The sequence below is a fragment of the Actinomycetospora sp. CA-053990 genome, assembly GCF_050948445.1.
In the GTDB taxonomy this organism is placed as follows: Bacteria; Actinomycetota; Actinomycetes; order Mycobacteriales; family Pseudonocardiaceae; genus Actinomycetospora; species Actinomycetospora callitridis.
Genome location: NZ_CP192043.1, coordinates 833,831 through 859,620 on the forward strand (window position 1 = coordinate 833,831; position 25,790 = coordinate 859,620).

A 25,790-nucleotide genomic window follows, 5' to 3' on the forward strand; every position below is an offset into this window, starting at 1 on the left:
GCGCGTAGAAGCAGCGAACAGCGCGTTCGTTGCAAAGTGCTGGCTAGGCCTCGCGCAGCGTCAGCAGCAGGTGGTCCTTGCCCTTCGGGCTCACGAGCTTCGCGTCCCAACCCCCGTCCGCCTCGGCGGTGTGGAGGTAGACCTTCGACGGCGCGCGGACCGGCGCCTTGAACACCACGTCTACCGTGAACGCCGGGCCGTGACGGCCGGCGAGCGCGGCCAGGACGCGGGCCTTGGTCCACATCCCGTGGGCGATGGTGCCGGGCATCCCGAACGCCTTGGCCGCGAGGCCGTTGACGTGGATCGGGTTCACGTCGCCGGAGACGGCGGCGTAGCGCCGGCCGATGTCGGCGGGGATCCGCCAGACCGCGTGCGGGAGCCGGCCCACCTGCGGGTCGGGCTCCGGCGGCGCGGCGGGCTCGTCGTCGGGGGCCGGCGCCCCGCGCACGAAATACGTGCTCCGTGAGCCCCAGATCTCGACGTCGTCGGCGTCGGTCACCGCGGTGACGAGGTCGACCTGCGCGCCCTTGGGGTGCGCGGCGAGGTGATCGGCGTGCACCGCGACGCGCAGGGGCTCGCCGACCTCCGGCGGACGCTGCTGGGTGATCACGTTGCGCAGGTGCACCATGCCCGGCGCGGGCAGGGGGAACTCGCGGTCGGTCATCAGCCGCATCTGCAGCGGGAACGCCAGCATGTGCGGGTAGGTCGGCGGCACGACGCCGCCGACGGAGAACCCGCAGACGTGGTTGTAGTCGGCGACCGTGTCCGCCTCGATGCGCACCCCGGGCAGGTCGAGGCGGCGGTCGGGCAGCATGGAGCCGCCCGAGCGCGCCGTCAGCAGCGCCCGCCCGTAGAGCACGCCCAGCGTCGGCGGGCCGTCCAGCGTCTCGACGGTCATCAGGCCCCCAGGAAGTTCTGGCCGTCGACGCGCAGGACCTGCCCGTTGACGGCGTACGAGGCGCCCTGGGCGAACCAGGCGATCGTCTCGGCGACGTCCACCGGCAGCCCGCCCTGGGTCATCGACGACAGGCGCCGCCCGGCCTCGCGCGTGCCGACGGGCATGGCCTTGGTCATCGCGGTCTCGATGAAGCCCGGCGCGACCGCGTTGATCGTCGCGTCCTTCTCGGCCAGCAGCGGGGCGGTCGCGTCGACCATCCCGATGACGCCGGCCTTCGAGGCTCCGTAGCTGGTCTGGCCGCGGTTGCCCGCGATCCCCGCCATCGACGAGACCGTGACGATGCGCCCGCCGCGGTGGAACACCTCGGAGCCGAGCAGCGCGTCGTTGATCGCGAGCTGGGCGTTGAGGTTGACGTCGATGACCGAGTTCCAGCGGTCGCGGTCCTGGTTGGCCAGCAGCTTGTCGCGGGTGATGCCGGCGTTGTGCACGACGATGTCCAGCCCGCCGTGGCGCTGGGCGTGCTCGAGCAGCGTGGCCGGCGCGTGGTCGGCGGTGATGTCGAGCTGCAGCGCGCTCCCGCCGATGTCGTTGGCCGTACGCGCCAGGGCGTCGCCGGCCGACGGCACGTCGACGCAGATGACGGTGGCGCCGTCGCGGCGCAGCGTCGAGGCGACGGTGGCGCCGATGCCGCGCGCGGCCCCGGTGACCACCGCGGTGCGCCCGGCGAGCGGCTTGTCCCAGTCGACCCCCTGGCTCGAGCCCGAGAAGCCCGGGACCGTGCCCACGTCGAGGCGCTGCCCGTGCACGAACGCCGAGCGCGACGACAGGAAGAAGCGCAGCGTCGACTCGAGGTCGTTCTCGACGCCGTCCGCCACGTGCACGAGGTTCACCGTCGCGCCGTAGCGGGCCTCCTTGCCGGCCGAGCGCACGAGGCCCTCGAGGGCGCGACGCGCGGCGCGGACCGCAGGCGACGTGGCCTCGGCGGGCACGTCACCGATCACGAGGATGCGGCCCGAGGGACCGATCCGGCGCATGACCGGGGTGAGGAAGGCCTGGACCTCGGCGAGGTCGGCGGGCCCGGACAGGCCGGTCGCGTCGACGATGCCCGCGGCCACCTTCGACGACGACGAGCCGCCCCCGACGGCGGCGTTCGGGTCGTCGTGGACCTCGATGCCCAGGTCGGTCAGCAGCGAGCGCACGACCTTGGCGACGCGGCCGTCGGCCGTCGCGGTGCCGAGCAGCGCCGGACCCGACAGCAGCGGCTGGCCGGGCTCGTAGCGCCGCAGCTTCGGCACCGGCGGGAGCCCGACGGTGCCGGCGATCGACTTGCCGAAGCCGGAGTTGACGAAGTCGGAGTACCAGTCGTTGGACATCTGGTTCAGGCCTCCAGGATGGCGACGACGCCCTGGCCACCGGCCGCGCAGATCGAGATCAGGCCGCGGCCCGACCCCTTCTCGTGCAGCAGCTTGGCCAGGGTCGGGACGATGCGGGCGCCGGTGGCCGCGAAGGGGTGGCCGGTGGCCAGCGACGAGCCCGCGACGTTGAGCTTGGCGCGGTCGAAGCTGCCCAGCGGCTCGTCGAGCCCCAGGCGCTCCTTGCAGAAGATCGGGTCCTCCCACGCGGCGAACGTGGCGAGGATCGTCGAGGCGAAGGCCTCGTGGAACTCGTAGAAGTCGAAGTCCTGCAGCGTGAGGCCGTTGCGCTCGAGCATCCGCGGCACGGCGTAGGTCGGGGCCATGAGCAGGCCCTCGTCGCCGTGCACGTAGTCGACCGCGGCGGTCTCGGCGTCGACGACGTGCGCGAGCACCGGCAGGTTGCGCTCGGCGGCCCACTCGTCGCTGGCCAGCAGCACCGTGGCGGCGCCGTCGGTCAGCGGGGTGGAGTTGGCCGCGGTCATCGTGGCCTCGGTGTCCGGGTAGCCCGCGGGCTTGAACACCGGCTTGAGCTTGGCGAGGCCCTCGAGCGTCGAGTCGGCGCGCAGGTTGTTGTCGCGCGTGAGCCCGAGGTAGGGGGTCATGAGGTCGTCGAAGAACCCGCGCTCGTAGGCGGCGGCCAGGTTCTGGTGGCTCGCGACCGTGATCTCGTCCTGCGCGGTGCGGCTGATGCCCCACGCGGCGGCCGTCTGGGCGGCGTGCTCGCCCATCGCCATCCCGGTGCGCGGCTCACGATTCGCCGGGATCTCGGGGACGATCTGGCCGGGACGCAGCCCGGCGAGCGCCTTGAGCACGCCCGCGGTCGACTTCGCGCGGTTCGCGGCCAGAAGGACGCGGCGCAGCTCGTCGTTGACCTCGATGGGGGCGTCGCTCGTGGTGTCGACGCCCGAGGCGATGCCGCTCTCGATCTGCCCGAGGGCGATCTTGTTGGCGACCAGCACCGTGGTCTGCAGGCTCGTGCCGCAGGCCTGCTGGACGTCGTAGGTCGGCGTCGCGGCCGAGAGACGGCTGCCGAGCACGGCCTCGCGGGTGAGGTTGAAGTCCCGGCTGTGCTTCAGGACGGCACCGGAGACGACCTCGCCGAGGCGCTCGCCGGCCAGCCCGAACCGGGCCACGAGGCCGTCGAGGGCGGAGGTGAGCATGTCCTGGTTGGAGGCCCGCGCGTAGGCGCCGTTGGACCGGGCGAAGGGGATGCGGTTGGCGCCGACGATCGCCGCGCGGCGGGGGAGCGTCGGTCGGGACGATGCGGCCGAGGACGATGTCGGGGGCACGGTTCCTCCCAGTTCGGCTGAGTCTGCGGGGGCGGTCACGGCAGCGTGACGTGCGCCGTGCCGACGGAGTTACCCGAAAGTATCAGGTACCGTCGGTAACGTGAGCCGTCGTTCCACGCATCACTCCGACGCGGGTGTCGGTGGCGCGCGCGACAGCGAGCGCGAGTCCGGCCCCCGGCCTCGCCGCGACCGCCGGTCCAGCCGGTGGGACGAGCACCGCCGCGCCCGGCGTCACGAGCTCACCGCCGCCACGATCGTGGCCATCCGCGCGCACGGCGCCGAGGTGGGCATGAGCCAGGTGGCCGCGCAGGCGCGCACCAGCAAGACCGTCGTCTACCGGCACTTCGCCGACAAGAACGACCTCTACCTCGCCGTCTGCGACCGCGTCGCGGCCACGCTCGTCGGGCAGCTCCAGACGGCCATGCGCGAGGCGTCGGACGACCCGCGCCGCACCCTGGTCTCGGGCATCGACGCCTACCTGGGGCTCATCGCCGCCGACCCCGAGGTCTACCGCTACGTCATGCGCCCTCCGAAGCTCGACCGGCCGGAGAGCGAAGACCCCGTCAGCGACCTCTGCACGGTTATCGGCGACCACATCGCAGAGATCATCTCGACCGAACTGCGCCGTCAGAACCGCGATCCCTCGCCCGCCCAGACGTGGGGCCACGCCCTGGTGGGCATGGTCCGCGCCGCGGGCGACCAGTGGCTGGCCACCCGTCCCGACCTCGAGCGCGAGGAACTGGCCGGGCAGCTGGCGGACCTCGCCTGGTCGGGTCTCTCGCGCACTGTGACGCCCGCTGCGGCGTCGTCCGCGTCCTGACGGGGCACACCCGGATCACGAACCCGCTCCCCCGGAGGGACCCCGTGAGTAGCCCGTCCAGTCGCCTCTCTCCCGACGACGTCACCGCGGCCACCGTCGCCGCCGTCCAGCGCACCCTCGACGGGCGCTGGCACACCGTGCGCGACGAGATCCGCGACCGGCCCGACTTCGCCGAGCTGCGCGTGGATCCCGGCCTCGACGTCGAGAGCTACCGCGCGGAGATCTGGGAGATGCTCCGGCGTCTCGCCGACGACGGTCACGCGGTGCACGGCTTCCCCACCGCCGTCGGCGGGCGCGGGGACATCGGCGCCTCGGTCGTCTCCTTCGAGATGCTGGCCTTCGCCGACCTGTCGCTGCAGGTCAAGAGCGGGGTGCAGTGGGGCCTGTTCGGGGGCGCGATCCAGGCGCTCGGCAACGCCGAGCAGCACGCGCGCTTCCTGCCCGGCGTCATGGACCTCTCGCTCCCGGGCTGCTTCGCGATGACCGAGACCGGTCACGGCTCGGACGTCCAGTCGGTGCACACCACGGCGACCTACGACGCCGACAGCGGGGAGTTCGTCGTCGACACCCCGACCGAGTCGGCACGCAAGGACTACATCGGCAACGCCGCCCGCGACGGGCGGATGGCGGCGGTGTTCGTGCAGCTCTACACACACGGCGAACGCCACGGCGTGCACGCGGTCCTCGTCCCCCTGCGCGACGACGACGGCGCGGTCCTGCCCGGCGTCGAGATCAGCGACGACGGGCACAAGGAGGGGCTCAACGGCGTCGACAACGGCCGGCTGGCGTTCCGTGGCGTGCGCGTCCCGCGCGAGAACCTCCTCGACCGCTACGGCGCCGTCGCCGAGGACGGCACGTACTCGAGCTCGATCGAGAGCGAGAACCGCCGCTTCTTCACCATGCTCGGCGCGCTCGTCCGCGGCCGCGTGAGCGTCTCGGGCAGCGCGGTGGGTGCCGCGTCGCTGGCCCAGGCCATCGCCGTGCGCTACGGCGAGGCGCGCCGGCAGTTCGCGGCGCCGGGCAGCGAGGAGGAGATCACCGTCCTCGACTACCTGGCGCACCAGCGCAAGCTGCTGCCGGGCCTGGCGCGCACCTACGCGCTGCGGTTCGCGCAGAACGAGCTCGTCGAGATGCTCCACGACATCCAGACCACCCGGGAGGCGGGCGGGGACGTCGACGAGAAGCGTCAGCGCGAGCTCGAGTCGCGCGCCGCGGGCACGAAGGCGCTCACCACCTGGCACGCCACGGCCACCATCCAGGCCTGTCGCGAGGCGTGCGGCGGGCAGGGCTATCTGTCGGAGAACCGGCTGGGTGCGCTGCGCGCCGACACCGACGTCTTCACGACGTTCGAGGGCGACAACACCGTCCTGCTCCAGCTCGTCGCCAAGGGCCTCATCTCGGGCTACGCCGACGACTTCGGGAACCTCGACACCCTGGGCACCGTGCGCTTCGTCGCCGACCAGGTGCTCGACACCGTCGCCGAGCGCACCTCGCTGCGCCAGCTCGCCGAGCGCCTGCGCGCCGTGGCGCCGGGCCGCGACGAGGACGACGTGCTCGACCGGTCCTGGCAGGTCAAGCTGCTCGACGACCGCGAGGAGCACACGCTCGACGGCCTGGTGCGCCGGCTGCGTCCCGCGCGCGACAAGAGCCTGTCCGCCGAGCGCCAGTTCGCGATCTTCAACAACGCGCAGGACCACCTCCTGCGCGCGGCGCGCAGCCACCTCGACGGCCTGGTGCTCGACGCCTTCGTGCGCGGCGTCGAGGCCGCCGTCGACCCGTCCGCGCGGGCCCTGCTGGGCACGGTCTGCGACCTCTACGCGCTGTCGGTGATCGAGGAGGACAAGGGCTGGTTCCTCGAGCACGGGCGCATCTCGGCCGCGCGGGCCAAGACCGTGACCGCCGAGGTCAACCGTCTCTGCCAGGAGCTGCGGCCCCACGCCCGCGCGCTCGTCGACGCCTTCGGCATCCCGGAGACCTGGATCGGCGCGCCCATCGCGACCGGCGCCGAGCAGCGCCGCCAGGACGAGGCCCGCGCCCACGCGGCGTCCTTGCACTGATCGGAGAGCACCGTCCCGGTGCAAGCCCTGCGTCCTCGCTTGCACTGGGTGCCAGGAAAGCCGCTTCGTCAGAATGCTCCATCGGTGGACTCCGAGTGGAACGGGTACCGGTGGCACGATGACCGCCCGGCCGTCGGCCGGAGCTTCGAGGCGCGAGAGGACTTTCGACGTGACCACTCCGGGCGACGGCTACGGCCAGCAGGGGCAACAGGGCTGGCAGCAGTCCTACGGAGACCAGGGCGGTAACCCGCCGGGCTGGGGCCAGCCGGCCACGCCCCCCAAGCCCCGCAACGGCATGGGCACCGCGGCGCTGGTGTTCGGCATCCTGGCGCTGCTGTCGATCGTCATCGTCTGGGTGCCGTTCCTGGGCATCGTCACGATCATCCTGGCGCTCCTGGCCGTCATCCTCGGCTCCGTCGGGCGCGGGCGGGTCAAGTCGCTGCAGGCCACGAACGGCGGCGCGGCCACGACCGGCCTGGTGCTCGGCGTGATCATGCTGATCATCGGCGTCATCACCCAGATCCTGGTGATCTTCTTCGCCGTCGCGTTCCTCAACTTCGGCGGCGCCAACTCGCTGCAGCAGCTGCAGGACTGCGTCAACAACGCCAACAACCAGCCGAACCCGGCCGCGGTCCAGCAGGCCTACGAGCAGTGCGGCCAGCAGTTCGGCCAGCAGCTCCCGGGCAGCGAGCCGGAGGGCCCGGAGGGCGAGGGCGGCTGATCCCTCCCCGCGACGACGACGGCCCCCGCACCCTGATGGGTGCGGGGGCCGTCGTGTGTCGGGTGTCCGGACCGGGCGATGAGCCGCCTCGCGGCGCGCGGCACAGCAGGGCTTCAGCCGAACGATCGTCCCTGGAGGCCTTCTTAAATGAGACCCGGGGGCACATGGCGCCCGGCCCGGACGTCTCATTGAACCGCATGAGGGGGCCGCGTGTTCCCGGGTGGGGGCGGAAATCGTCCCGGCCCGGTCGACCTGGCTCGATCGAGATGGGGGCTTTGCTGACCTTGGACGTCAGCATGGTCCCCAGGCTGGCAGGTCAGCGGGGCAGGTCAGCGGGGCAGGACGGCGAGGGCGTCGGTGACGGCGCGCAGGGGGTCGGCGGAGGGGCTGTTGACGACGGTGAGGTCCTCGTCACGCCCGCGCCGGACCATGGTCGTCGAGCCCCCGCCGTCGAGGGACGCGGCGACGGGCGCGCCGAGGTCGGTGAGCAGGCGCCCGAGCTCGGCGAGGGTGGTCCCGATGCTCGCGTCCTGGCGCCCGTCGACGGTGACGAGCCACAGCCGCCGCCCGTCCGCCGAGAGCCCGACTGCCGTGCTAGGCGCGCGTTCGGTGGCCTGCAGGCCCGGCAGGGGACGCCCGGCGCGCGCGAGCGGCAGGGCCCCGACGGCGACGCGCAGGGGCGGGCGCCGACGGCGTCGAGGCGGTAGTCGACGGCGACCCGGGTGCCGACGGGCAGGGCGCGCAGCGACGCCGCGCCCTCTCGCGCCCGACGAGGGCGAGGGTCCCGGCGGGCAGGCGGCCCTCGCCGGGCGGCCCGACCGCGGTGACCCGCCCGCCGGCCACCCGGACCTCGACCGTGTCGGCGCTGCACCCGGCGCGCGGGTCGGTGTCGGAGCCGCAGGTCGCCGCCTCGCGCGACGCGTCGCCCCACGCCGGGTCGAACACCCCGACGCCGTCCACCGGCACGGCGTAGCCGTCGAGACCCGCCAGCGGCACCGTGCGGCCCCCGCGACGAGCCGGCCCCGGAACTGGACCCGGGCGAGGTGCGCACGCCCGGCGCGGTCGATGCCGACCACCGTGTCGGGGTCCTCCCGGGCGGCGCCGGCGGGGCGGGACGCCGGCCGACGGGCACCCCGGAGCTCCGCGGTGCCCCCGCGACGATCTCCGCGCCGACCGGGGCGCCGCTGCCGCCCTCGTCGAAGAAGCCGCCGTTGACCGCCGCGACCGCCCCCGCCCGCCCGGCGAGCTCGGGCACCGTCGCCACGGCCGCCACCGTGGGCGGGGTGAGCAGGTCGACGCGGACGGCGGTCGAGGTCAGGTCCACCTCGACGACGTCGCCCCGGATCGGACCGCCCCGCGGGTCGGGCAGGGTCGTCGTGAACTCGCGGTACGACGTGCCGGCGAGGTCCGGCGCGCCGCGCGGGGCGAGGAGCTGGTCGAGCACCCGCCCGTCCGGGGGCGGCGGTGCCGGTGCGGCGGCCCCGAGGGCGAGCACCCCGGCCAGGGCGAGGGCGAGTGCGGACCGGCGTGGTCCCACGCGTACCTCCGGGTCCCTCGGTCGACCCGGGGGACCCTGGTGGGACGGACGATCATGCCGGGGCCCGACACCCCGACCCCCCGCGTTCTCCGCCCGTCCGGGTGAGACGGCGGGAATTCGGACAACGACGTCGTTACCGCTCGCGGGTCGGTATCGTCACACCGGGGAACCGACCGACCACCGCGTCCGTTGGCGAACGCGACACCCCGAGCACGACGACGGCGATGGCGAGGAGCAGGCGTGACGGTCCCGTTCTGGGCATGGGCAGCCACGATCGGCGGGATCATCGTGCTCGTCGGTATCGACATCTGGCACGCGCGGTCCCCGCACGAGGTGAGCTTCCGCGAGGCCACGCTCTGGTCGGTCATCTACGTCGCGGTCGCCGTGGTCTTCGGCGTGATCCTGCTGTTCACGATGGGCACGCAGTCGGGCACCGAGTACTTCGCCGGCTATCTGGTCGAGAAGAGTCTCTCGGTCGACAACCTGTTCATCTTCGCGGTGATCCTCGGGCAGTTCGCCGTGCCCAAGCGTCACCAGCAGAAGGTGCTGCTCTGGGGTGTCATCGGAGCGCTGGTGATGCGCGCGATCTTCATCGCCATCGGCGCCGCGGTGATCTCCGCCTTCGCGTTCGTCTTCGTCATCTTCGGCCTGTTCCTGATGTACACGGCGTGGACGTTGATCAGGCAGCACGGTCAGGAACCGAAGGACATGCACGACAACCGTGCGGTCAAGGTGGTCCGCCGGTTCGTCACCGTCCACGAGGACCAGGGCGACCACGAGGGCGAGTCCGACGACGGCCGGCTCACCTCGCGGGTCAACGGCAAGTGGGGCGTCACGCCGCTGTTCATCGTCGTCGCGGTGATCCTGTCGGTGGACCTCGTGTTCGCCCTCGACTCGATCCCCGCGATCTTCGGGATCACCCAGAACTCGTACATCGTCTTCACGGCGAACGCGTTCGCGCTGCTGGGCCTGCGCGCGCTGTACTTCCTGCTGGTCGGCCTGCTCGACCGGCTCGTGCACCTGAGCTACGGGCTGGCGTTCATCCTGGCCTTCATCGGCGTCAAGCTGATCCTGCTGTACCTGCACGAGGACGTGAACCCGGCGATCCCGGAGATCCCGACCTGGCTCTCGCTGGTGGTCATCGTCGCCACGCTGGCCGTCGTCACGGTGACCAGCCTGATGTCGACGCGGAACGCGACGAAGGAGTCGGCCGACGACGGCGGGGACGACGACACCCCGGCCGTCACCGAGGGCGAGGGATCCGCGGGCGGCCAGGACGGCCGGGGCACCCAGGAGACGACGACGGACTCCGAGCAGACGGGCTCGCGCTCGCAGTCCTAGGATCTCGGGCGTGGTGGCCGACCGGGACCGGGACGAGGCGGGACGCGCGAAGAACTCGCGGCCCCGCGACGCCAGCGGCCGCCCGCTGCCCCGCGGAGCGACCGGCGTGCCCCGACCCGACGAGGAGGAGGACCTCCCGCCGGACGAGGTGTTCGCCCGCGCGCAGGACCTGCTCGACCGGGACCGGCCTTTCGACGCCCACGACGTCCTCGAGGGCGCGTGGAAGGCCGCACCACCCGACGAGCGGTTGCTCTGGAAGGGCCTGGCCCAGCTCGCCGTGGGGCTGACCCACGAGCAGCGAGGCAACCCGCGCGGGGCCTCGTCGCTGCTGCGGCGCGGCGCGGAGACCATCGCGGAGGCCCCGGCGGCGGCCTCGCGCCACGGCGTCGACCCCACCGCGCTGGCGGGGTGGGCCGCCGCCCGTGAGGTCTCCGGCCCCCTCGCCCCGGGGCTCGTGCTGCGGCAGCGCTGACCGTTTCGGGCCGCCCGCCGACCGGGGACCCGAGGGGTGAGCACTGGAGTACACCTCGAGGAGGACACCCGGAATGGCCGGCGCACTGGACGGACTGCGGGTCGCGATCATCGCGACGAACGGCGTGGAGCAGGCGGAGCTCGAGCAGCCCCGCGCTGCGGTCGACGAGGCGGGCGCGCGCAGCACGCTGGTCTCGCTGTCCACCGACGCGATCCAGGCGATGAACTCGGACATCAACAAGGGCGACACGTTCACCCCGGACGCGGCGATCTCCGACGTCTCGGCCGACGACTTCGACGCGCTCGTCCTGCCCGGCGGGACGATCAACGCCGACCAGCTGCGGCAGAGCGGCGACGTCGTGTCGTTCGTGCAGGCGATCTTCGCGGCGGGCAAGCCGGTGGGCGCCATCTGCCACGCGCCGTGGACGCTCGTCGAGGCCGACCTCGTGCGCGGCCGCACGCTGACGTCGTACCCGAGCCTGCGCACCGACATCCGCAACGCCGGCGGCGAGGCCGTCGACGAGGAGGTCGTGGTCGACCGTGGCCTCGTGACCAGCCGGAACCCCAACGACCTCGACGCCTTCTGCGCGAAGATCGTCGAGGAGTTCGGCGAGGGCGCGCACAGCGTCCGCCACGCGGGGGCCACCGCCCAGGCATGATGCCCGCGTGACCGACCGCCCCGGGCTCTTCGACCCCGTGCTCGCGCGCGGGGCGGCCCGGGCGGCGGTCGCGGACGACGCCTGGGTCGCGGCCCTGCTCGAGGTCGAGGCCGCGCTCGCGGCAGCGGCCGCCGACGTCGGCACGCTCGACCGCGCGGACGCCGACGCCATCGCCGACGCGTGCCGCCGCCCTGTGGACGCCACCGTCCTCGGCGAGCAGGCCGCCGCGTCCGGGAACCCGGTGGTCCCGCTGGTCGCCCATCTGCGAGGGGCGTTGAGCGGCTCAGCGGCCTCCGGGGTCCACCGGGGCGCCACCAGCCAGGACGTCATGGACACCGCGGCGATGCTGGTGGCTCGCGCGGCGGTCGGCGCGATCACGGCCGACCTGCGCGCCGCCGCCGAGGCGGCCGCCGACCTCGCCGCAGCGCATCGCGACCGCCCCGCCGCCGGTCGAACGCTGCTGCAGCAGGCGGCCCCCATCACGGTCGGGCTCCGGGCCGCGGGGTGGTGCGCGGGACTGGACGCCGCCGCCGACGCCCTCGCCGCGTGGCGGCCCGCGGTCCAGCTCGGCGGCGCCGTCGGCACCCTCGCCGCGTTCGACGGTCACGGCCGGGCCGTGCGCGCCGCGCTGGCCCGGCGGCTCGACCTCGTCGACCCCCGCTCGCGTGGCACACCGAGCGCGGCCGTATCGCCGAGCTCGCCGGCCTGCTCGGGCGCGCCGGCGCGGCGGTCGGGTCCGTGGCCACCGATCTGGTGCTGCTGGCCCAGACCGAGGTGGGCGAGGTGCGCGAGGACGTCCCCGGCCGCGGCGGGTCCTCGACGCTGCCCCACAAGCGCAACCCCGTCGCCGCCGTCTCCGCGCGGGCCGCCGCCGTCGCCGCGCCGGGCCTCGTCGCCTCGGTGCTCACCGCCGCCTCGTTGCACGAGCACGAGCGCGCCGCCGGACCCTGGCACGCCGAGTGGCGCCCGCTCACCGAGCTGCTGCGCACCGTCGGCTCCGGGGCGGCGTGGCTCGCCGACGCGACCACGCACCTCGTCGTCGACCCGGACCGCGTGGCCGCCGCCCTCGACGTCACCGGCGGGCTGCTGCTCGCCGAGCAGGCGACCACGGGGCTGCGCGAGCGGCTCGGGCACGCCGCCGCCAAGGACCTCGTCACCACCGCGGCGAGCACCGCCCAGGACGAGCACCGGCCCTTCGCCGACGTGCTGGCCGAGGCCCTCGCCGGCCTCGAGAACCCGTCCGCCGATCCCGCCGCCGAGGCGCGCGCGCTGCTCGACCCGGCCCGCGCCGTCGGCGAGGCCGCCGCGCTCGTCGACGACCTGCTCCGATCGCGTCAGGAGAACCCGTGAGCCCACACCCCTCGACCGAGCACTGGGACCCCGCCGGCGAGGAGGTGCGCCGCGCGGTGCTCGGCGACGGCCACGTCGATCGGGCCGTCGCGAACACCGACGACGTCACCGCCGATTTCCAGGACTTCATCACCCGCTACGCCTGGGGCGGCATCTGGACCCGGCCCGGGCTCGCCCGCCGGGAGCGCAGCATCGTCACGCTCTCGGTGCTCGCGGCCCTGCACCACGACGGCGAGCTCGCGATGCACGTGCGCGCGGCCCGTCGCAACGGGCTGACCCGCGAGGAGATCCAGGAGGTCCTCCTGCAGGTCGGCGTCTACGCCGGCGTCCCCGCGGCCAACCGGGCGTTCGGGGTCGCGCAGCAGGTGCTGGCGGAGGAGGAGCCGGACGGCTGAGGTGCGCCGCGCCCGGACCCGGTGACCGCTACTACCGTGGTCGGCGCAGTACCGTCACGGTCGCCTGCGGCGAGGGCGGGCGAGGGCGACGACGAGCGGGGGCCGATGGAGCGCGCGGGAGCGGGTCCGGCGACGTGTCCGGCGACGGGGCCGGCGCGGCGGGGGTCCCGACGCGGCCGTCTCGCGCTCGCGGGCGCGGCCACCGGGCTCGCGCTGCTGCTGAGCGCCTGCTCGTCCAGCCTCCCGAGCGGTACCCCGCCGATCCCCACGTTCCCGGGTCCCGGCGCGGCACCGGCGACGAGCGCACCGCCGCCCCGCAACAGCATCCTGCCCACCGACTGCGACCAGGTGCTCCCGTCCGACCAGGTGCCGAACTACCTCGGCCTGCCTCTCGGCACGGTGCGCGTCACCGATCTGCGCGACGTCCCCGCGCCCTCGGTCGGGCGCCTCGAGCGGGTGACGTGCAACTACACCTCGCTCGGCGGCCCCGGCGCGCCGCCGTCGGACACCCTCATCCTCAAGATGCTGACCAGCGGGTACACGACCCCGGAGGCCGCGACCGCGCAGTCGCAGGTCAACCGGGACGCCCAGGCCAGCTCCGGCGTGCCGGCCCAGCCGGTGCCCTTCGGCGCCGCCGAGGCGGTGTTCTACCCCGACCCCGAGGGCCCGGTGCTGGTCGTGGTCTACGGCCGGGTGACGGCCAGCTTCACGCTCACGCCCGACCGGCCGATCCCGGAGGACCAGGCCCAGCCGGTGCTCATCGACCTCGCGCTGCGCGCCCTGCCCGTCCTCGTGCCGCAGGCCGGGTCCTAGGCGCGGACGATCTCGTCGGTCTGCTGACGTCCTAGGGGGTGGCCGGGGCTCCCGCGGCGTCGACGGTCCCGCGGATCGAGGCGAGGAAGGTGTCGAGGCGGACGCGCAGCCCGGCGGTGCGCTCGTCCACCGGGTGGCTGAGGTCGGGCGCGACGCTCGGGGTCGCCTTCTCGAGGCGCGTGGTCGCGGGGCAGGCGAGGTCGTCGCAGATGTAGGTGCCGACGGTGTTGCCGTCCCGCCCGGAGGCGCCCGCGCGTGGCGCGGTGAAGAGCGTGACGTCGCCGCCCGAGCGGGTGGTGCGGCACAGCGCGCACATCGCCGTGCGCCGGGGCCCGCCGCCCGCGGCCGGCCGCAGGAGCACCCCGGTGACCGCGCCCTCGTGGAGGCTCACGAGGTACGCCCGCTGGGGCATGCGCGGGTCGCGCCAGCCGACGAACTCGACCTCCTCGAGGTCGGTGCCGACGACGTCGTCGGCGAGGGTCATCCGCTTCGCGTCGCCCTTCGAGCAATTGATCATCGAGCGGCGGACCGTGTCGGCGGTCAGGGCGGTCACGGGCGGGCTCCCGGGGTGGGCGTGCGGCGTACCCCGGGCACGGTACGAGGACGTCACACCGCGGGGCTCGACGAGGCGTGCCTATAGTTGACCGAACCTAACGGTCTGACGGCGGAGGCCATGTGACGACGAGGGCGGACGCGGCGGTCGCGCCGGCGGTGGCTCACCTGGGGCCCCGCTACAAGTGGATCGCGCTGACCAACACCACGCTCGGCGTGCTGATCGTGACGATCAACATGTCGATCCTGCTCATCGCGCTCCCGGACATCTTCCGCGGCATCGCGCTCGACCCGCTGCGGCCCGAGAACATCAGCTACCTGCTCTGGCTGATCATGGGATACCTGGTGGTGACGGCCGTCCTCGTCGTCACCTTCGGTCGCGTCGGCGACATGTTCGGCCGGACCCGGATGTACACGCTCGGGTTCGCGGTGTTCACCGTGTTCTCGATCCTGCTGGCCGTCACGTGGCTCAAGGGCGACGCGGGCGCGATCTGGCTGATCTCCATGCGCGTCCTGCAGGGCATCGGCGGCGCGCTGCTGCTCGCGAACTCCACGGCGATCCTCACCGACGCGTTCCCGACCCACCAGCGCGGCCTGGCGCTGGGCATCAACTCGATCGCCGCCATCGCCGGGTCGTTCCTCGGGCTGATCCTCGGCGGGGTGCTGGCGCCGGTGGCCTGGCACCTCGTCTTCATCGTCTCGGTGCCGATCGGCGTCGGCGGCACCATCTGGGCCTGGTCCAAGCTCAAGGAGACCAGCGAGCGCCACGAGGGCCGCATCGACTGGTGGGGCAACGTCACCTTCGCCGTCGGCCTCGTCGCGGTGCTGATGGGCATCACCTACGGCATCCAGCCCTACGGCGGGCACGTCATGGGCTGGACGAGCCCGACGGTCCTCGTCTGCCTCATCGGCGGCGTCGTCGTCCTGGCGGTCTTCGTGGCCATCGAGCGGCGCGTCCCGCACCCGATGTTCCACCTGTCGCTGTTCGGCATCCGGTCGTTCACGGCCGGGAACATCGCGAACCTGCTCTCGGCGCTCGGGCGCGGTGGCCTGCAGTTCATCCTGATCATCTGGTTGCAGGGCATCTGGCTGCCGCGCCACGGCTACGACTACGAGTCGACGCCGCTGTGGGCCGGCATCTACATGGTCCCGCTGACCATCGGCTTCCTCATCGCCGGACCGCTCTCCGGCGTGCTCTCCGACCGGCACGGCGCCCGCTGGTACGCGGCAGGCGGCATGCTGGTCGCCGCCGTGAGCTTCCTGCTCATGGGGTTCCTGCCGGTCGACTTCCCGTACTACCTGTTCGCGATCCTGCTCGCGGTCAACGGGCTCGCGATGGGCCTGTTCTCCTCGCCGAACCGCGCCTCGATCATGAACAGCGTCCCCGCCCGCCAGCGCGGCGCGGCGGCGGGCATGACGGCGACGTTCCAGAACGGCGCCACCGTCCTCTCGATCGGCATCTTCTTCTCGATGCTGATCCTGGGCCTCGCTTCGACGCTGCCCGCGGCGCTGTTCAACGGGCTGACCGGGCAGGGCGTGCCCGCCGACGTCGCGGGCCGCATCGCCGAGCTCCCGCCGGTGAGCACGCTGTTCGCCGCCCTGCTCGGCTACAACCCGATCGAGACGCTGCTCGGCCCCGGCGTGCTGTCCCAGGTGGGGCCGCAGCAGGCGGGGTTCCTCACCGGTCGCAGCTTCTTCCCGGAGCTGATCTCCGGCCCCTTCGCCGACGGCCTGTTCCTGGCGCTCGGCTTCGCCGCGGTCTGCTGCCTCGTCGCCGCGATCGCGTCGCTGTTCGACAGCGCGAAGCCGTCGGTGCAGGAGGCCGGTGGGATCGAGAGGGCGGCCGGCGAGGCGCTGGGGGAGGAGGACCCGAGCGGGCCCGTGGCGCGCCCCGTCGCCGTCGCGGGCCGCATCCTGGCGCCCGACGAGGCGCCGGCCGCGGCCGTGCTGACGCTCGTCGACGCCCACGGGCACGAGGCCGACCGCGCGGAGAGCGACGACGAGGGCCGCTTCACGCTCAGTACGGGCGGGCGCCCCGGGGACTACCTGGTGATCGCGACACCCCGGGGGCGAGGTGCGGCGGCGCCGGCCGCCACCCGGGTCACGGTCAACGGGTCGCCGGTGCACGTCGATGTCGTGCTGCGCGAGCGTGCGGCCGTGCGCTGAATCACGCTGGGCCGGTCGTCCGAGCAGCCTCACACGAACGCCGCACGTAGGTCATCAGTTCGTCAAAGATCGCTGCCAGCGTCGGTGTGCGTGACCGGATTCGACGAACCCGAGCGTCGCCCCCGCACGCTCAGCGCCGTGACCGTCGTCCTCACCGCTGCCGCCGGTGCGATCGACGTCGTCACGTACTTCGCCTTCAACCAGGTCTTCGCCAGCACGATGACCGGCAACCTCGTCATGCTGGGGCTGGGCCTCGGACAGGGCGACTGGCCGCAGATCCTCGACAACGTGTGCGCCATCGGCGGCTACTGCGGTGGCCTGATCGCGGGCACCGTCTTCTGCGGGCTGGCGATGCGACGCTGGCCGTGGCGCAACGCCGTCGGCGCGACGCTGACGTTCGAGCTCGCGCTGCTCCTGCTGCTCGGCGGGTTCTGGTACGGGGTCGACGAGGACAGCCCGCTCGTCCAGTGGAAGGTCGTCGTGCTCGTGGTCGGCTCCGGGCTGGCGATGGGCGTCCAGGCGGCGGCCGTGCGCTACGTCGGCCCGGCCGGGACCCCGACGAGCTTCATGTCCGGGACGATCACCAACTGGGTCTCGAGCCTCGTCGAGCTGCACAAGCCGTTCACGTGGAACTGGAACTCACCGCTGCGCCTGCTCGCCGTGATCGCCGCCGCGGGCGGCAACGCCGTGGTCCAGCGCTTCGCCCCGGACTGGTCGTTCGTGGCGCCCGTGGCGCTCGTCCTGGTCGCGATCGTGCTCATGGCCGTCGTGACCCGGGCCAACAGCGGCGGGCTCACCGTCGGCGAGCCGCAGTTCGCTCCCGATCCGCGCGAGGAGGTCCCGGACGCCGACGCCCACGAGGAGGCCGACGAGGACGCGGGCGTGGCGGCCGGCCCCGTGCACGGCCGTGTCCTCGGGCTCGACGGCGACGCCCGCCCCGCGGTGCTGACCCTGGTCTCCGACGGCGGCGAGCAGGTGGGGCGCGTCCACACCGAGGTCGACGGCACCTATCAGCTCGATCCGCCGGGGTCCGGGGACTTCATGCTGGTCTGCACCCCGCACCGCATGGGCGGGCGTGCCGCCCGGCCGCGCGCCGTGCTGATCTCGGTCGACGGCCGCCCGGTCGTCCACGACCTCGTGCTCGGCGCCGCCCCGGGCGAGGGCGACCAGGAGCCGGTGCCGAGCTGACCGGGGTGTCGCGCCCTTCCTCGGCCAGCCCTGCGGTTACTGGCTGGTATCGCTCGCTCAGCGAGCGATACCAGCCAGTAACGGGACAACGGCGCGGCGAGCTCACGCCGCGACAGCCGCGTTCAGCGCTCGGAGCACGACGTCCACGAGGTAGTCGGGCGTCTCCTGGAGGTCGAACCAGGTCACCCGGATGACCCGCCAGCCGCCGATCACGACTTCGTTCTGGCGAAGGCCGTCACGCCGGAAGCGGTCGATGTCGCGGTGGTACGCCCAGCCGTCGATCTCGACGGCGACCCGGTGTTCCGGGAACGCGATGTCGAGGACGACGCGCCCGAAGCCAGGGAGGTCGACCGGCAGGTTGGCGGTCCAGCCTGTGATCCGGGCCCTGGTGAGGCGCCGGAGGGCGTCCCGTTCCGCCTCTGACCTCGCTCCGCCGTCGGCGAGCGCGACCAGGCGCCGGGCCAGGACCACGCCGTGCCGCTGACCCAGGGCTCGCAGGGCCTTCCGAAGGGCGGGCATGCCGACGCGGTCCTGCTGCAGCGCTCGGTCGAGCAGACGGGCGCCCTCGACCAGTCCGAGCGACGTCGCCGCCTCGAGCGCGGCGGACGCCCGATGCTCGACCCAGACCCCGTCGACCTTCACCCGGCCGAGCAGCGCCATCGATCTCCGTTCCAGGCGGATGCCGGGGGGCGGCGAATGCCCTCCGGTCTCTCCGACGGCGATCGTGGTCGTCGTCGGGCGGCGGTCCGTGAGGTTCCACCACGCGGCGGCGGCGAGCCCCGTGAGCGTCGCCGCGTCCCCGGCCCACAACGCGGCCGCCCGGAGAGCCGCGCGCGGCGTGAGCGTGTGGGCCGCCGTGAGGTAGACGCGCGGATGAATCTCGAGCCATTCGCCGGAACTGACGCGCCGACCGATGGCGGCGGGCGACAGTCCGAGCTCGCGAGCCTGATCGTGGCGGATGAGGCCGTCCTGGGTCCGGACGAGTTCGAGGAGTTCCATGCCGGGTTCGACGCACCATGGCCGGCGTCGGCTCCATCGCCCGCCGCGGGCGTTCCCCGATCGCGATTACTGGCTGGTATCGCTCGCTCAGCGAGCGATACCAGCCAGTAACCGCGTATCGATCACCGCGCCGACATCTCGCAGTTCAGGACGTGCGCACCGCTTCGATGTCGATCTCGATGCGCAGGGTGCGGCCGACGGCGAAGATGCCGGCGATCACCGACTGGTTCCACCGGATGTCGAAGTCGTCGCGCGAGAGCTGGGTGGTCGCGCTGAAGCCCGCGCGCTCGCCGCCCCAGAGGTCCGGCCCCGAACCGTGGTAGACGACGTCGAGGGCGACGGTGTTGCGCACGCCCTTGAGCACCAGGTCGCCGGTCATCGTCCAGTGGTCGGGGCTCTGAGCGGTGATCACGGTCGAGGAGAACTCGATGCGCGGGAACGCGAGGACGTCGAGGAAGTCGCCGGCGCGCAGGTGCTGGTCGCGGGTGTCGTCGTCGGTGTCGACGCTCGCCGGGTCGATGGCGGCCTGCACCCGCGTCCCCGCGAGGTCGGCGCCCATCTCGATTGCCCCGGAGAAGCTGCGCAGGCGCCCGTGGACCTTGGTGATGCCGAGGTGGAACGCCGAGGCGGCGATGCGCGAGTGGACGGGATCGATCTCCCAGCGCCCCGGGGCGGGCAGGCTCAGCGCGCCCGAGCGCGTCAGGACCACGCGGCCCAGCTCGCCCGGCCCGGACAGCGGGCGCGCCGCCGGGGAGTGCCCGACCGCCGAGGTGATCACGGTGACCGGCCCCTCGGGCAGGCCTTCGACCTCGAACGTGCCGTCCCCGCGCACCGACGTGCCGCCGACTTGGGTGCCGGAGGCGTCGATCACCGTGACGACGGCGAACGGCACGGGCCAGCCGTCGCTCGTCACGGCGAGACCGCGGATCCGGCCGTCACCCCGGGATGCGCCGGAGGCCGCCTCCGCCGTGCGCTCCCCAGCACTCACCGCAGCTCGCCGCCCGACTGGCTGTTGGTCCGCGAGGTCTCGGTGCCGTCGTCGGTGTCGAGGTGGTGGACGTGGCGCCCGCCGCCGTCGCCGTTGCCCGCGACCGCCCCGTCGTCGCCGAGCGGTGCGTCCGGGCGCGACGGCGTCCCGTCGACGGCCGGCGGCACGAGGCTGAGCACCACGTCGGACGGGTGGCCCGGTCCGATCTCGATCTCCGAGGCCACGGGGGCGTAGCCGCTCGCCGTGATCGTGTAGACGCCGTGGGCGACGTCGTCGAAGCGGAACGAGCCGTCCTCGCCGGTGACGCGCGAGCCGACGACGTGGCCGTCCTCGCTGACCAGCGTGGCCAGGGCCTCGGCGACGGGACGCCCGGCGCCCGCCGAGCGGACGGTGCCGGAGAGCTGGGTGCGGGTGGCCAGCGCGACGTCGTGGGTCACGTGGCCCTCGCCGGGGACGCGGACGGTCTCGGCGACCGGCGCGAGGCGCGGCGCCGAGGCCGTGAGCGTGTAGGTGCCCTCGGTGAGATCGGAGAAGCGGTAGCCGCCGTCGGTGCCCGAGCGGGTCACGGCGACGACGGTGCCGCGCACGTCGGTGAGGGTGAGCACGACGTCGTCCCAGCCGCTCACGCCCGTGCCGTTGCCGTTGGTCGCCGCCCCGTGCCGCACCCCGACGGTGCCGCCGAGCGAGGCCCCGCCGCCGGTGAGCCCGACGTCGTGGCGCAGCGGGCGGTCGGCGACCGCGACCAGCGAGGCGTGCGGCTGGTGGGTCGACGACGCGCAGATGACCAGGTAGGTCCCGCCGGTCGGCGGTACGAGCTGGAAGTGCCCGCCCTCGTCCGCGGCGGCGCGGTCGAGCTGGTCACCGGAGAGGTCGCACAGCGTCAGCGCGGCACCGGGCACCGGGGCACCGTCGCTCCGCGTCACCCGACCGAAGATCATGATCGGTTCCTGTCCGTCCACCGACGTCCACCTCTCTCGACACGCGTCCGGCCGCGGTCCATCGTCCACCGGCCGCACCCCGCCCGCCGGGAGCGGGCACGACCGTGGGGTCCATTTGCTTGGATAGTACAAGCATCATCTCGACACGGCCCGGCGGTGATCAGTGGCGTGCCCCGCCGGGGCGGGCCACGCTGGAGGGCATGCCCGAGCTCCCGTCCGACTTCCCCGCCCTGCCGCGGCCCGCGCTCGACCTCGCCCCGGACCGGGACGCGGTGGCCGACTTCTTCGACTACGCGGACCTGCTCACCGACGACGAGACCGCGACGCTGCGGCGCCTGCGCTCCTACCTCGGCGAGGACGTCGCCCCGCTGGTCGAGAACGCCTGGGAGCGCGCCGAGTTCCCGATGCAGCTGGTCAAGGGCTTCGCGGACCTCGACCTCGCGGGGCTGCCCTACGGGCTCGGCGAGGGTCGGACCGAGCCCGCCCGCCGCCTCTTCCTCGGCTTCCTGCACGCCGAGATCGCGCGGGTCGACCCGTCGGTGAACAGCTTCTTCGGCATCCACACGGGCCTCGCGATGGGATCGGTGCACGCCGGCGGCACGGAGGAGCAGCGGCAGCGCTGGCTGCCCTCGATGGCGCGGATGGAGACGATCGGCGCCTTCGGGCTCACGGAGCCGGACGGGGGGTCCGACGTCGCCGGCGGCATGCGGACCACCGCCCGCCGCGACGGGGACGAGTGGGTGCTCGACGGCGACAAGCGCTGGATCGGCAACGCGACGTTCGCCGACATCGTCGTCGTCTGGGCGCGCGACCTCGAGACGAACGAGGTGCGCGGGTTCGTCGTCCCCCGCGACACCGAGGGCATGACGATCGCCAAGATCGAGGGCAAGACGGCCCTGCGCATCGTCCAGAACGCCGACATCGCGCTGCGCGGGGTCCGGGTGCCCGACGATCACCGTCTCTCCGGCGGCACGGGCACGTTCGAGGACGCCGGTGGGGTCCTGCGGCTCACCCGCGGCAACGCCTCCTGGGGCGCGGTCGGCACGCAGATGGGGGCCTACGAGCTCGCCCTGTCCTACGCGTTGCAGCGCGAGCAGTTCGGCCGCCCGATCGCCGGGTTCCAGCTCATGCAGGAGCTGCTCGTGCAGATGCTGGGCAACGTCACCGCCTCGCTGGGCATGGCGGTGCGCAACGCCCAGCTCCTCGACGCCGGCCGGGGCTCCGACGCGCACTCGGCGCTGGCCAAGGAGTTCTGCGCGAGCCGGATGCGCGAGACCGTCGCGTGGGCCCGCCAGCTCGTCGGCGGCAACGGGGTGATCCTGGGCAACGGCGTCGGGCGCTACTTCGCCGACGCCGAGGCGCTGTACTCGTTCGAGGGCACCCGCGAGATGAACACGTTGATCGTCGGCAAGGCGGTCACCGGCCACAGCGCGTTCGTGCGCTGACCGTCCGGACCGGGTACCTCGCCGCCGTGCCGCCCCTCCCCGTGTCACCCCGCTCCGGGTGCCGCCGGTGACCGCCAACGCGTCCATCGCGGTCGCCCTCGCCTGCTGCTCCGCGCTGGCCTACGCGCTCTCCGCGGCCCTGCAGCGGCGCGAGACCGCCCGCACCGTCGACGGCTCCACCCGCACCGGCACCGGCGTGCCGTTCTTCGGCGCGCTGCTGCGCCGGCCCTGGTGGTGGGGCGGGGTGACCGCGATGGTGCTCGGAGCGCTCATCCACGTCGTCGCCCTCGGCTTCGGCTCGATCACCCTCGTCCAGCCGATCGGCGTGACGTCGCTGATCCTGGCGCTGCCCCTCGACGCGTGGCTCGAGCGTCGCCGCATCCACCGCCGCGAGTGGATCGGCGCCGTGGTGCTCGTCATCGGGCTGGCGGGGCTCTTCGGGCTCGCCGAGCACCAGCCGTCGGACACCCGCCCCGACGCCGGGATCGTGCTCACGACCCTGCTCGTCGTCCCCCTCCTCGCGCTGCTGGTGGCGGGGGCGAGCGGGCGCGCCCCGGCCGTGCCGCGGGCGGTCATGCGCGCCGCGGTCTCGGGTCTGTGCGCCGGGGCGACGTCGGGCCTCGTCCGTCTGACGTTCCGGCTGGTGCAGGACGGCCGGTCGCCCTGGCTCATCGGGGCGGTGCTCGCCGCGGTCGTGGTGCTGCCCGTGGCCTCGGTGCTGCTGCTGCAGACCGCCTACCGCGACGGGGGGCTCGACGCCGGGCTGTCGACGCAGATCACCGCCGACCAGGTCACGGCGATGGCGATCGGCATCGTCGTGCTCGGCGAGCGCTTCGCGCTCGGCCTGTCGGGCGGGATCCTCGCCGTCCTGAGCGCGGTGGTCGCCGTCGCGGGGCTCGTGACGCTCATCCGCTCCGGGCCCACGCCGGAGCAGCGGGCGCCTGCGGCTACGGCAGCACCAGCACCACACCCGTGACCAGCGCCAACAGGGCCACCGCGCCCCCGAGCAGCGGGACGGCGCGGTCGGCGGCCAGCGGCGAGGGCAGCGGGGCACGGCTCAGCAGCCGGGTGCGGTACCGCCCGTAGACGGCGATCACCACCGCGAGCACGGCCGCGGCCGCGGCCAGCACGAGCGCCTGGCCCGGCTCGTCGTGGGTGAGCTCCCGGACCGCGAGCAGCACCGCGTTGGCGCCGACGCCGAGCGACGTCCGGCTCCACGACAGCCCGGTCCGCTCGGCCTGCAGGCCCCCGTCCGACGGGGAGGTCACGCCGCGCCCCGCAGGGCGATCAGCACGAGGCCGAACACGGCGAGGACGACGAGCCCCCCGGCGAGCACCCACGGCATCCGTTGCGTCGGCAGCGGCCGGCCCCGACGGATCGCGGACTCCACCCCGCGCCAGCGCAGCACCCCGCCCGCGGCGGTGATGACGGCCAGCGCCGCGAGCAGGCCGCCGACGACCACCCGCGTCCCGGGGACGGCGAACTCGGGCAGGAGCTGGACGACGGCCACGCCCGCGGCCAGCAGCGAGAGCGACGTCCGCAGCCACGCGAGGAAGGTGCGCTCGTTGGCGAGGGTGAAGCGGTAGTCGGGCTCGTGCTCCTCGGTGTCGGTGGCGGTGTCGCTGTCGGGGGCCTGACCCACGGACCCTCCCTCCGGTGCACGGGCGACGACGTGCGCATCGTGCCGGGTCGGGGGCGCCTGTGCGGGATCAGGCGGGCGCGAGGAGCACGACGAGGGCCCCGAGGGAGCCGGTGGTGGTGGAGCCGCTGGAGGGGGCCGTGCTCTGGGCGAGCCAGAACAGCACCCCGGCCAGGACGATCAGGACCGCCAGCAGGACGGCGACGAAGACTCCGATGGGTGGGCGGCGGGACGAGCGAGCGCCGGTGCTCATGGGATGGCGACCTCCGGATTCGCACCACGACGGTGCCCTCGCGGATATCCGGTGCGCGCCCGCCCACCCGTGTTCGGGTCAGACAGCGTGCAGCGTCACGCGGGCCCAGGAGTTGTTGACGTAGCCCTTCGGGTTCCAGACCTCGGCCGGGTCGGCGGGCTGCACCCCGGCCGCCGAGTCCCACGCGCGGGCGACGACGCGGGTCGTGCCGGGCGGCAGGTCGAGCTCGGCGTGCCACAGCCGCCAGCTCCACCGCGAGGCCTGCGGGTCGAGGTCCGCCTCGCGCCACGTCCGGCCGTCGTCGGTGGAGACGTCGACGCGCACCACGGTGCGGTCGCCGCCGGCGAGGGCGTAGCCCGTGACCTGCGTGGGGCCGGACCGGACCTCGGCGCCGTCGGCGGGGGCGAGGACGTCGGCGTTCACCGCGATCGGGCCGAGCGGGACGCCGCGGCCGCGGGCGGGGGACGCGTCGGCGGGCAGCAGCCGGTACGCGACGGCCTGGTAGTGCCCGTCGGAGGGCCGGTCGGCGACGGTGACGCGCTCGAGCCACTTCACGCTGCGCGCCCCGATCCAGCCGGGGACGACGACGCGCACCGGGGCCCCGTGCGCGACGGGCAGCGGCTCGCCGTTCATCGACCACGCGAGGAGCACCTCGTGCGCCAGGGCCTTCTCCCGCGGCACCGAGACCGCATAGGGCGCGGGGGCGCCCGGCTCCTCGGTGACGTCCGCGCCCGTGAACTCGACGTCCGTGGCGCCCGGCTCGACGCCGACCTCGCGCAGCACGTCGGCGAGGCGCACCCCGGACCAGCGCGCCGTGCCGGTGGCCCCCGGGCCCCACGGTGTCTCGCCCGGCAGGTCGGCCACCTCGGCGAGCCCGGCGCGCCGGTTGCCGGCGCATTGGAGCGTCACGACCTCCGAGTGCTCGCGGAACCGCTCACGCAGCGCGCCGAGCGAGAACGTCGCCGGCCGTTCGACCATCCCGTCGACCCGCAGCGTCCACGTCCCGGGATCGGGTGACGGCATCTCGGGGGCGTGGTTGCGGTGGTAGAAGGCCTCGAGGGGCGTGATGTCACGGCCGGCGAGGGCCGTGCGCGGTGGCTCGGCGTTGTACGGCTGCGCCGAGTGGACGGTGAGTTCGACCGGTGGGTGGGGCACGGTTCTCCGACGTCGGCGACACGGGGTGAGGGCTCTTCGGGCCCGGTTGATCCGTTGGGGTGGACCTCGTCGGCGGGTCCGTGACCGGTCCTCGTCCGGTGTCCGGTCATGATCGACGGCAAGCTCCTCCGTGAGGACGTGTCCCCAGCTCAGCAGGGGTGTGAAACCCCGAGTGGGTGTGGCCGGAGCGGCCGTCGGGCGCCGTCGGCGGAGTCGTAGGGTGCCGCGCATGACGCAGACGCCGATCTACGAGGAAGTCCGCCGGGCCCTCGGCCGGTTCGATCGTGGAGCCGAGCGGCGCGCGTTCCGTGAGGACCTCTCCGGAGGGGGCGAGGCCCGGCCGTCCCGGCCGGTCATGCTCCGCGGCACCGGCGGCCGTCACCGGCGCTCCGGCGACTGACCCGAGGTTCCGGTGCGGGGTCGCCGAGGGTCCGGCTCACGCCGTGGGGCACCCTGGGGACCCGGTCACGTCCGGGCGCGTGACCGGTCACCGAGGTCAGCGAGGGCAGGGATGAGCGAGCACTCCGGACCCCCGGACGGCTCCGGTCGCGGGCGCCATTCTGCCCCCGGGCCGGACGGGGACGAGGCCGCGCAGGGCTCGTCGGGCTCCGACGCCGTCGACCCCTCGGCGCCGCAGGGACCCGGCATGCCGCCGGCGGGACCCGGACGGCCCGGCCCCGGTGGCCCACCCGGCCAGCCCG

Annotated in this window: 27 protein-coding genes and 1 pseudogene; 15 read left to right on the forward strand and 13 right to left on the reverse strand. The window is 74.0% G+C overall.

From position 1 onward, the window contains the following. Positions 1-43: 43 nt before the first annotated feature. The 3 genes from ACQPYN_RS04285 to ACQPYN_RS04295 are packed head-to-tail and all read right to left on the reverse strand — an operon-like array spanning position 44 to position 3,602. Complete coding sequence (locus ACQPYN_RS04285; RefSeq protein ID WP_433033913.1) at positions 44-898, reverse strand: MaoC family dehydratase; 855 nt, start codon at positions 896-898, stop codon at positions 44-46. Continuing rightward, positions 898-2,271, reverse strand: coding sequence for a 3-oxoacyl-ACP reductase (locus ACQPYN_RS04290; RefSeq protein WP_433033916.1), 1,374 nt, complete (start codon positions 2,269-2,271; stop codon positions 898-900). The genes ACQPYN_RS04285 and ACQPYN_RS04290 overlap by 1 nt, the downstream gene beginning before the upstream one ends. A gap of 5 nt (positions 2,272-2,276) precedes the next feature. Then, complete coding sequence (locus ACQPYN_RS04295; protein ID WP_433033919.1) at positions 2,277-3,602, reverse strand: acetyl-CoA C-acetyltransferase; 1,326 nt, start codon at positions 3,600-3,602, stop codon at positions 2,277-2,279. Positions 3,603-3,702: 100 nt separating this feature from the next. On the opposite strand from ACQPYN_RS04295, the gene ACQPYN_RS04300 reads away from it, so the two are divergent. The 3 genes from ACQPYN_RS04300 (at position 3,703) to ACQPYN_RS04310 (ending at position 7,200) form a co-directional block, all read left to right on the forward strand. Beyond that, positions 3,703-4,422, forward strand: coding sequence for a TetR family transcriptional regulator (locus ACQPYN_RS04300; RefSeq protein ID WP_433033922.1), 720 nt, complete (start codon positions 3,703-3,705; stop codon positions 4,420-4,422). 44 nt (positions 4,423-4,466) lie between these two features. Next, a complete protein-coding gene (locus tag ACQPYN_RS04305; protein ID WP_433033925.1) occupies positions 4,467-6,479 on the forward strand; it encodes an acyl-CoA dehydrogenase family protein in 2,013 nt (670 codons plus the stop codon). A 169-nt stretch (positions 6,480-6,648) separates the two neighbouring features. Further along, entirely contained in the window at positions 6,649-7,200 is a 552-nt protein-coding gene (locus tag ACQPYN_RS04310) for a DUF4190 domain-containing protein (protein WP_433033928.1), read from the forward strand. Positions 7,201-7,529: 329 nt separating this feature from the next. Here ACQPYN_RS04310 and ACQPYN_RS04315 read toward each other — a convergent pair whose 3' ends face one another. After that, complete coding sequence (locus tag ACQPYN_RS04315) at positions 7,530-7,877, reverse strand: phosphodiester glycosidase family protein (RefSeq protein ID WP_433038708.1); 348 nt, start codon at positions 7,875-7,877, stop codon at positions 7,530-7,532. Beyond that, entirely contained in the window at positions 7,795-8,196 is a 402-nt protein-coding gene (locus ACQPYN_RS04320) for a hypothetical protein (RefSeq protein ID WP_433039176.1), read from the reverse strand. The genes ACQPYN_RS04315 and ACQPYN_RS04320 overlap by 83 nt, the downstream gene beginning before the upstream one ends. A gap of 781 nt (positions 8,197-8,977) precedes the next feature. Between ACQPYN_RS04320 and ACQPYN_RS04325 the strand changes: the two genes are divergently transcribed. The 7 genes and pseudogenes from ACQPYN_RS04325 (at position 8,978) to ACQPYN_RS04355 (ending at position 13,766) form a co-directional block, all read left to right on the forward strand. Further along, positions 8,978-10,078: a TerC family protein gene (locus ACQPYN_RS04325; protein ID WP_433033931.1), complete on the forward strand. Its 1,101-nt coding sequence runs from the start codon at positions 8,978-8,980 to the stop codon at positions 10,076-10,078. Positions 10,079-10,088: 10 nt separating this feature from the next. After that, positions 10,089-10,550, forward strand: coding sequence for a DUF309 domain-containing protein (locus ACQPYN_RS04330; RefSeq protein ID WP_433033934.1), 462 nt, complete (start codon positions 10,089-10,091; stop codon positions 10,548-10,550). Positions 10,551-10,623: 73 nt separating this feature from the next. Next, positions 10,624-11,208 (forward strand): type 1 glutamine amidotransferase domain-containing protein, encoded by a 585-nt coding sequence (locus ACQPYN_RS04335; RefSeq protein WP_433033937.1) that lies wholly within the window; start codon positions 10,624-10,626, stop codon positions 11,206-11,208. A 37-nt stretch (positions 11,209-11,245) separates the two neighbouring features. Continuing rightward, positions 11,246-11,764: pseudogene (locus tag ACQPYN_RS04340) on the forward strand (lyase family protein); the annotation flags it as partial. Continuing rightward, on the forward strand, positions 11,755-12,558 hold the full coding sequence (locus ACQPYN_RS04345; protein WP_433033940.1) for a lyase family protein: 804 nt from the start codon (positions 11,755-11,757) through the stop codon (positions 12,556-12,558). The pseudogene ACQPYN_RS04340 and the gene ACQPYN_RS04345, both read left to right, overlap by 10 nt. After that, a complete protein-coding gene (gene pcaC, locus ACQPYN_RS04350) occupies positions 12,555-12,953 on the forward strand; it encodes a 4-carboxymuconolactone decarboxylase (protein ID WP_433033943.1) in 399 nt (132 codons plus the stop codon). The genes ACQPYN_RS04345 and pcaC overlap by 4 nt, the downstream gene beginning before the upstream one ends. Before the next feature lie 105 nt (positions 12,954-13,058). Further along, a complete protein-coding gene (locus ACQPYN_RS04355) occupies positions 13,059-13,766 on the forward strand; it encodes a hypothetical protein (protein WP_433033946.1) in 708 nt (235 codons plus the stop codon). Between the two features lie 31 nt (positions 13,767-13,797). Here the strand turns inward: ACQPYN_RS04355 and ACQPYN_RS04360 are convergent, their stop codons facing one another. Then, positions 13,798-14,319 (reverse strand): FBP domain-containing protein, encoded by a 522-nt coding sequence (locus tag ACQPYN_RS04360; RefSeq protein WP_433033949.1) that lies wholly within the window; start codon positions 14,317-14,319, stop codon positions 13,798-13,800. Positions 14,320-14,555: 236 nt separating this feature from the next. Here ACQPYN_RS04360 and ACQPYN_RS04365 point away from each other — a divergent pair, with 236 nt between their 5' ends. Together ACQPYN_RS04365 and ACQPYN_RS04370 are read left to right on the forward strand one after the other, a co-directional pair. Then, on the forward strand, positions 14,556-16,484 hold the full coding sequence (locus ACQPYN_RS04365; RefSeq protein WP_433038710.1) for an MFS transporter: 1,929 nt from the start codon (positions 14,556-14,558) through the stop codon (positions 16,482-16,484). 90 nt (positions 16,485-16,574) lie between these two features. Beyond that, complete coding sequence (locus tag ACQPYN_RS04370) at positions 16,575-17,672, forward strand: YoaK family protein (RefSeq protein WP_433033952.1); 1,098 nt, start codon at positions 16,575-16,577, stop codon at positions 17,670-17,672. Positions 17,673-17,774: 102 nt separating this feature from the next. On the opposite strand, the gene ACQPYN_RS04375 is transcribed toward ACQPYN_RS04370, so the two are convergent. The 3 genes from ACQPYN_RS04375 to ACQPYN_RS04385 all read right to left on the reverse strand — a co-directional run bounded on the left by ACQPYN_RS04375 (position 17,775) and on the right by ACQPYN_RS04385 (position 20,618). Beyond that, complete coding sequence (locus ACQPYN_RS04375; protein WP_433033955.1) at positions 17,775-18,671, reverse strand: type IV toxin-antitoxin system AbiEi family antitoxin domain-containing protein; 897 nt, start codon at positions 18,669-18,671, stop codon at positions 17,775-17,777. A gap of 145 nt (positions 18,672-18,816) precedes the next feature. Further along, positions 18,817-19,659: a YceI family protein gene (locus ACQPYN_RS04380; protein WP_433033958.1), complete on the reverse strand. Its 843-nt coding sequence runs from the start codon at positions 19,657-19,659 to the stop codon at positions 18,817-18,819. Further along, the gene (locus ACQPYN_RS04385; protein WP_433033961.1) at positions 19,656-20,618 is read right to left on the reverse strand and encodes an MSCRAMM family protein; all 963 of its coding nucleotides are present in this window, start codon (positions 20,616-20,618) and stop codon (positions 19,656-19,658) included. Before ACQPYN_RS04385 ends, ACQPYN_RS04380 begins: the two co-directional genes overlap by 4 nt. Before the next feature lie 179 nt (positions 20,619-20,797). Between ACQPYN_RS04385 and ACQPYN_RS04390 the strand changes: the two genes are divergently transcribed. Both ACQPYN_RS04390 and ACQPYN_RS04395 read left to right on the forward strand, forming a co-directional pair. Beyond that, on the forward strand, positions 20,798-22,042 hold the full coding sequence (locus ACQPYN_RS04390) for an acyl-CoA dehydrogenase family protein (RefSeq protein WP_433033964.1): 1,245 nt from the start codon (positions 20,798-20,800) through the stop codon (positions 22,040-22,042). A gap of 67 nt (positions 22,043-22,109) precedes the next feature. Continuing rightward, complete coding sequence (locus ACQPYN_RS04395; RefSeq protein ID WP_433033967.1) at positions 22,110-23,018, forward strand: DMT family transporter; 909 nt, start codon at positions 22,110-22,112, stop codon at positions 23,016-23,018. Here ACQPYN_RS04395 and ACQPYN_RS04400 read toward each other — a convergent pair. The 4 genes from ACQPYN_RS04400 to ACQPYN_RS04415 all read right to left on the reverse strand — a co-directional run bounded on the left by ACQPYN_RS04400 (position 22,990) and on the right by ACQPYN_RS04415 (position 25,089). Further along, complete coding sequence (locus ACQPYN_RS04400; protein WP_433033970.1) at positions 22,990-23,310, reverse strand: DUF202 domain-containing protein; 321 nt, start codon at positions 23,308-23,310, stop codon at positions 22,990-22,992. The genes ACQPYN_RS04395 and ACQPYN_RS04400 overlap by 29 nt on opposite strands. Further along, positions 23,307-23,684, reverse strand: coding sequence for a YidH family protein (locus ACQPYN_RS04405; RefSeq protein ID WP_433033973.1), 378 nt, complete (start codon positions 23,682-23,684; stop codon positions 23,307-23,309). Before ACQPYN_RS04405 ends, ACQPYN_RS04400 begins: the two co-directional genes overlap by 4 nt. A gap of 67 nt (positions 23,685-23,751) precedes the next feature. Further along, the gene (locus ACQPYN_RS04410) at positions 23,752-23,934 is read right to left on the reverse strand and encodes a hypothetical protein (RefSeq protein WP_433033976.1); all 183 of its coding nucleotides are present in this window, start codon (positions 23,932-23,934) and stop codon (positions 23,752-23,754) included. A 78-nt stretch (positions 23,935-24,012) separates the two neighbouring features. Beyond that, entirely contained in the window at positions 24,013-25,089 is a 1,077-nt protein-coding gene (locus ACQPYN_RS04415; protein WP_433033979.1) for a sulfite oxidase, read from the reverse strand. Between the two features lie 229 nt (positions 25,090-25,318). Between ACQPYN_RS04415 and ACQPYN_RS04420 the strand changes: the two genes are divergently transcribed. Next, on the forward strand, positions 25,319-25,489 hold the full coding sequence (locus tag ACQPYN_RS04420; protein ID WP_433033982.1) for a hypothetical protein: 171 nt from the start codon (positions 25,319-25,321) through the stop codon (positions 25,487-25,489). Positions 25,490-25,790: the final 301 nt, after the last annotated feature.

Coding starts and splice junctions, on each gene's coding strand:
- ACQPYN_RS04285 (WP_433033913.1), bottom strand. CDS start 898: ATGACCGTCGAGACGCTGGACGGCCCGCCGACGCTGGGCGTGCTCTAC.
- ACQPYN_RS04290 (WP_433033916.1), bottom strand. CDS start 2,271: ATGTCCAACGACTGGTACTCCGACTTCGTCAACTCCGGCTTCGGCAAG.
- ACQPYN_RS04335 (WP_433033937.1), top strand. CDS start 10,624: ATGGCCGGCGCACTGGACGGACTGCGGGTCGCGATCATCGCGACGAAC.
- ACQPYN_RS04355 (WP_433033946.1), top strand. CDS start 13,059: ATGGAGCGCGCGGGAGCGGGTCCGGCGACGTGTCCGGCGACGGGGCCG.
- ACQPYN_RS04365 (WP_433038710.1), top strand. CDS start 14,556: ATGTCGATCCTGCTCATCGCGCTCCCGGACATCTTCCGCGGCATCGCG.
- ACQPYN_RS04375 (WP_433033955.1), bottom strand. CDS start 18,671: ATGGAACTCCTCGAACTCGTCCGGACCCAGGACGGCCTCATCCGCCAC.
- ACQPYN_RS04390 (WP_433033964.1), top strand. CDS start 20,798: ATGCCCGAGCTCCCGTCCGACTTCCCCGCCCTGCCGCGGCCCGCGCTC.
- ACQPYN_RS04410 (WP_433033976.1), bottom strand. CDS start 23,934: ATGAGCACCGGCGCTCGCTCGTCCCGCCGCCCACCCATCGGAGTCTTC.
- ACQPYN_RS04420 (WP_433033982.1), top strand. CDS start 25,319: ATGACGCAGACGCCGATCTACGAGGAAGTCCGCCGGGCCCTCGGCCGG.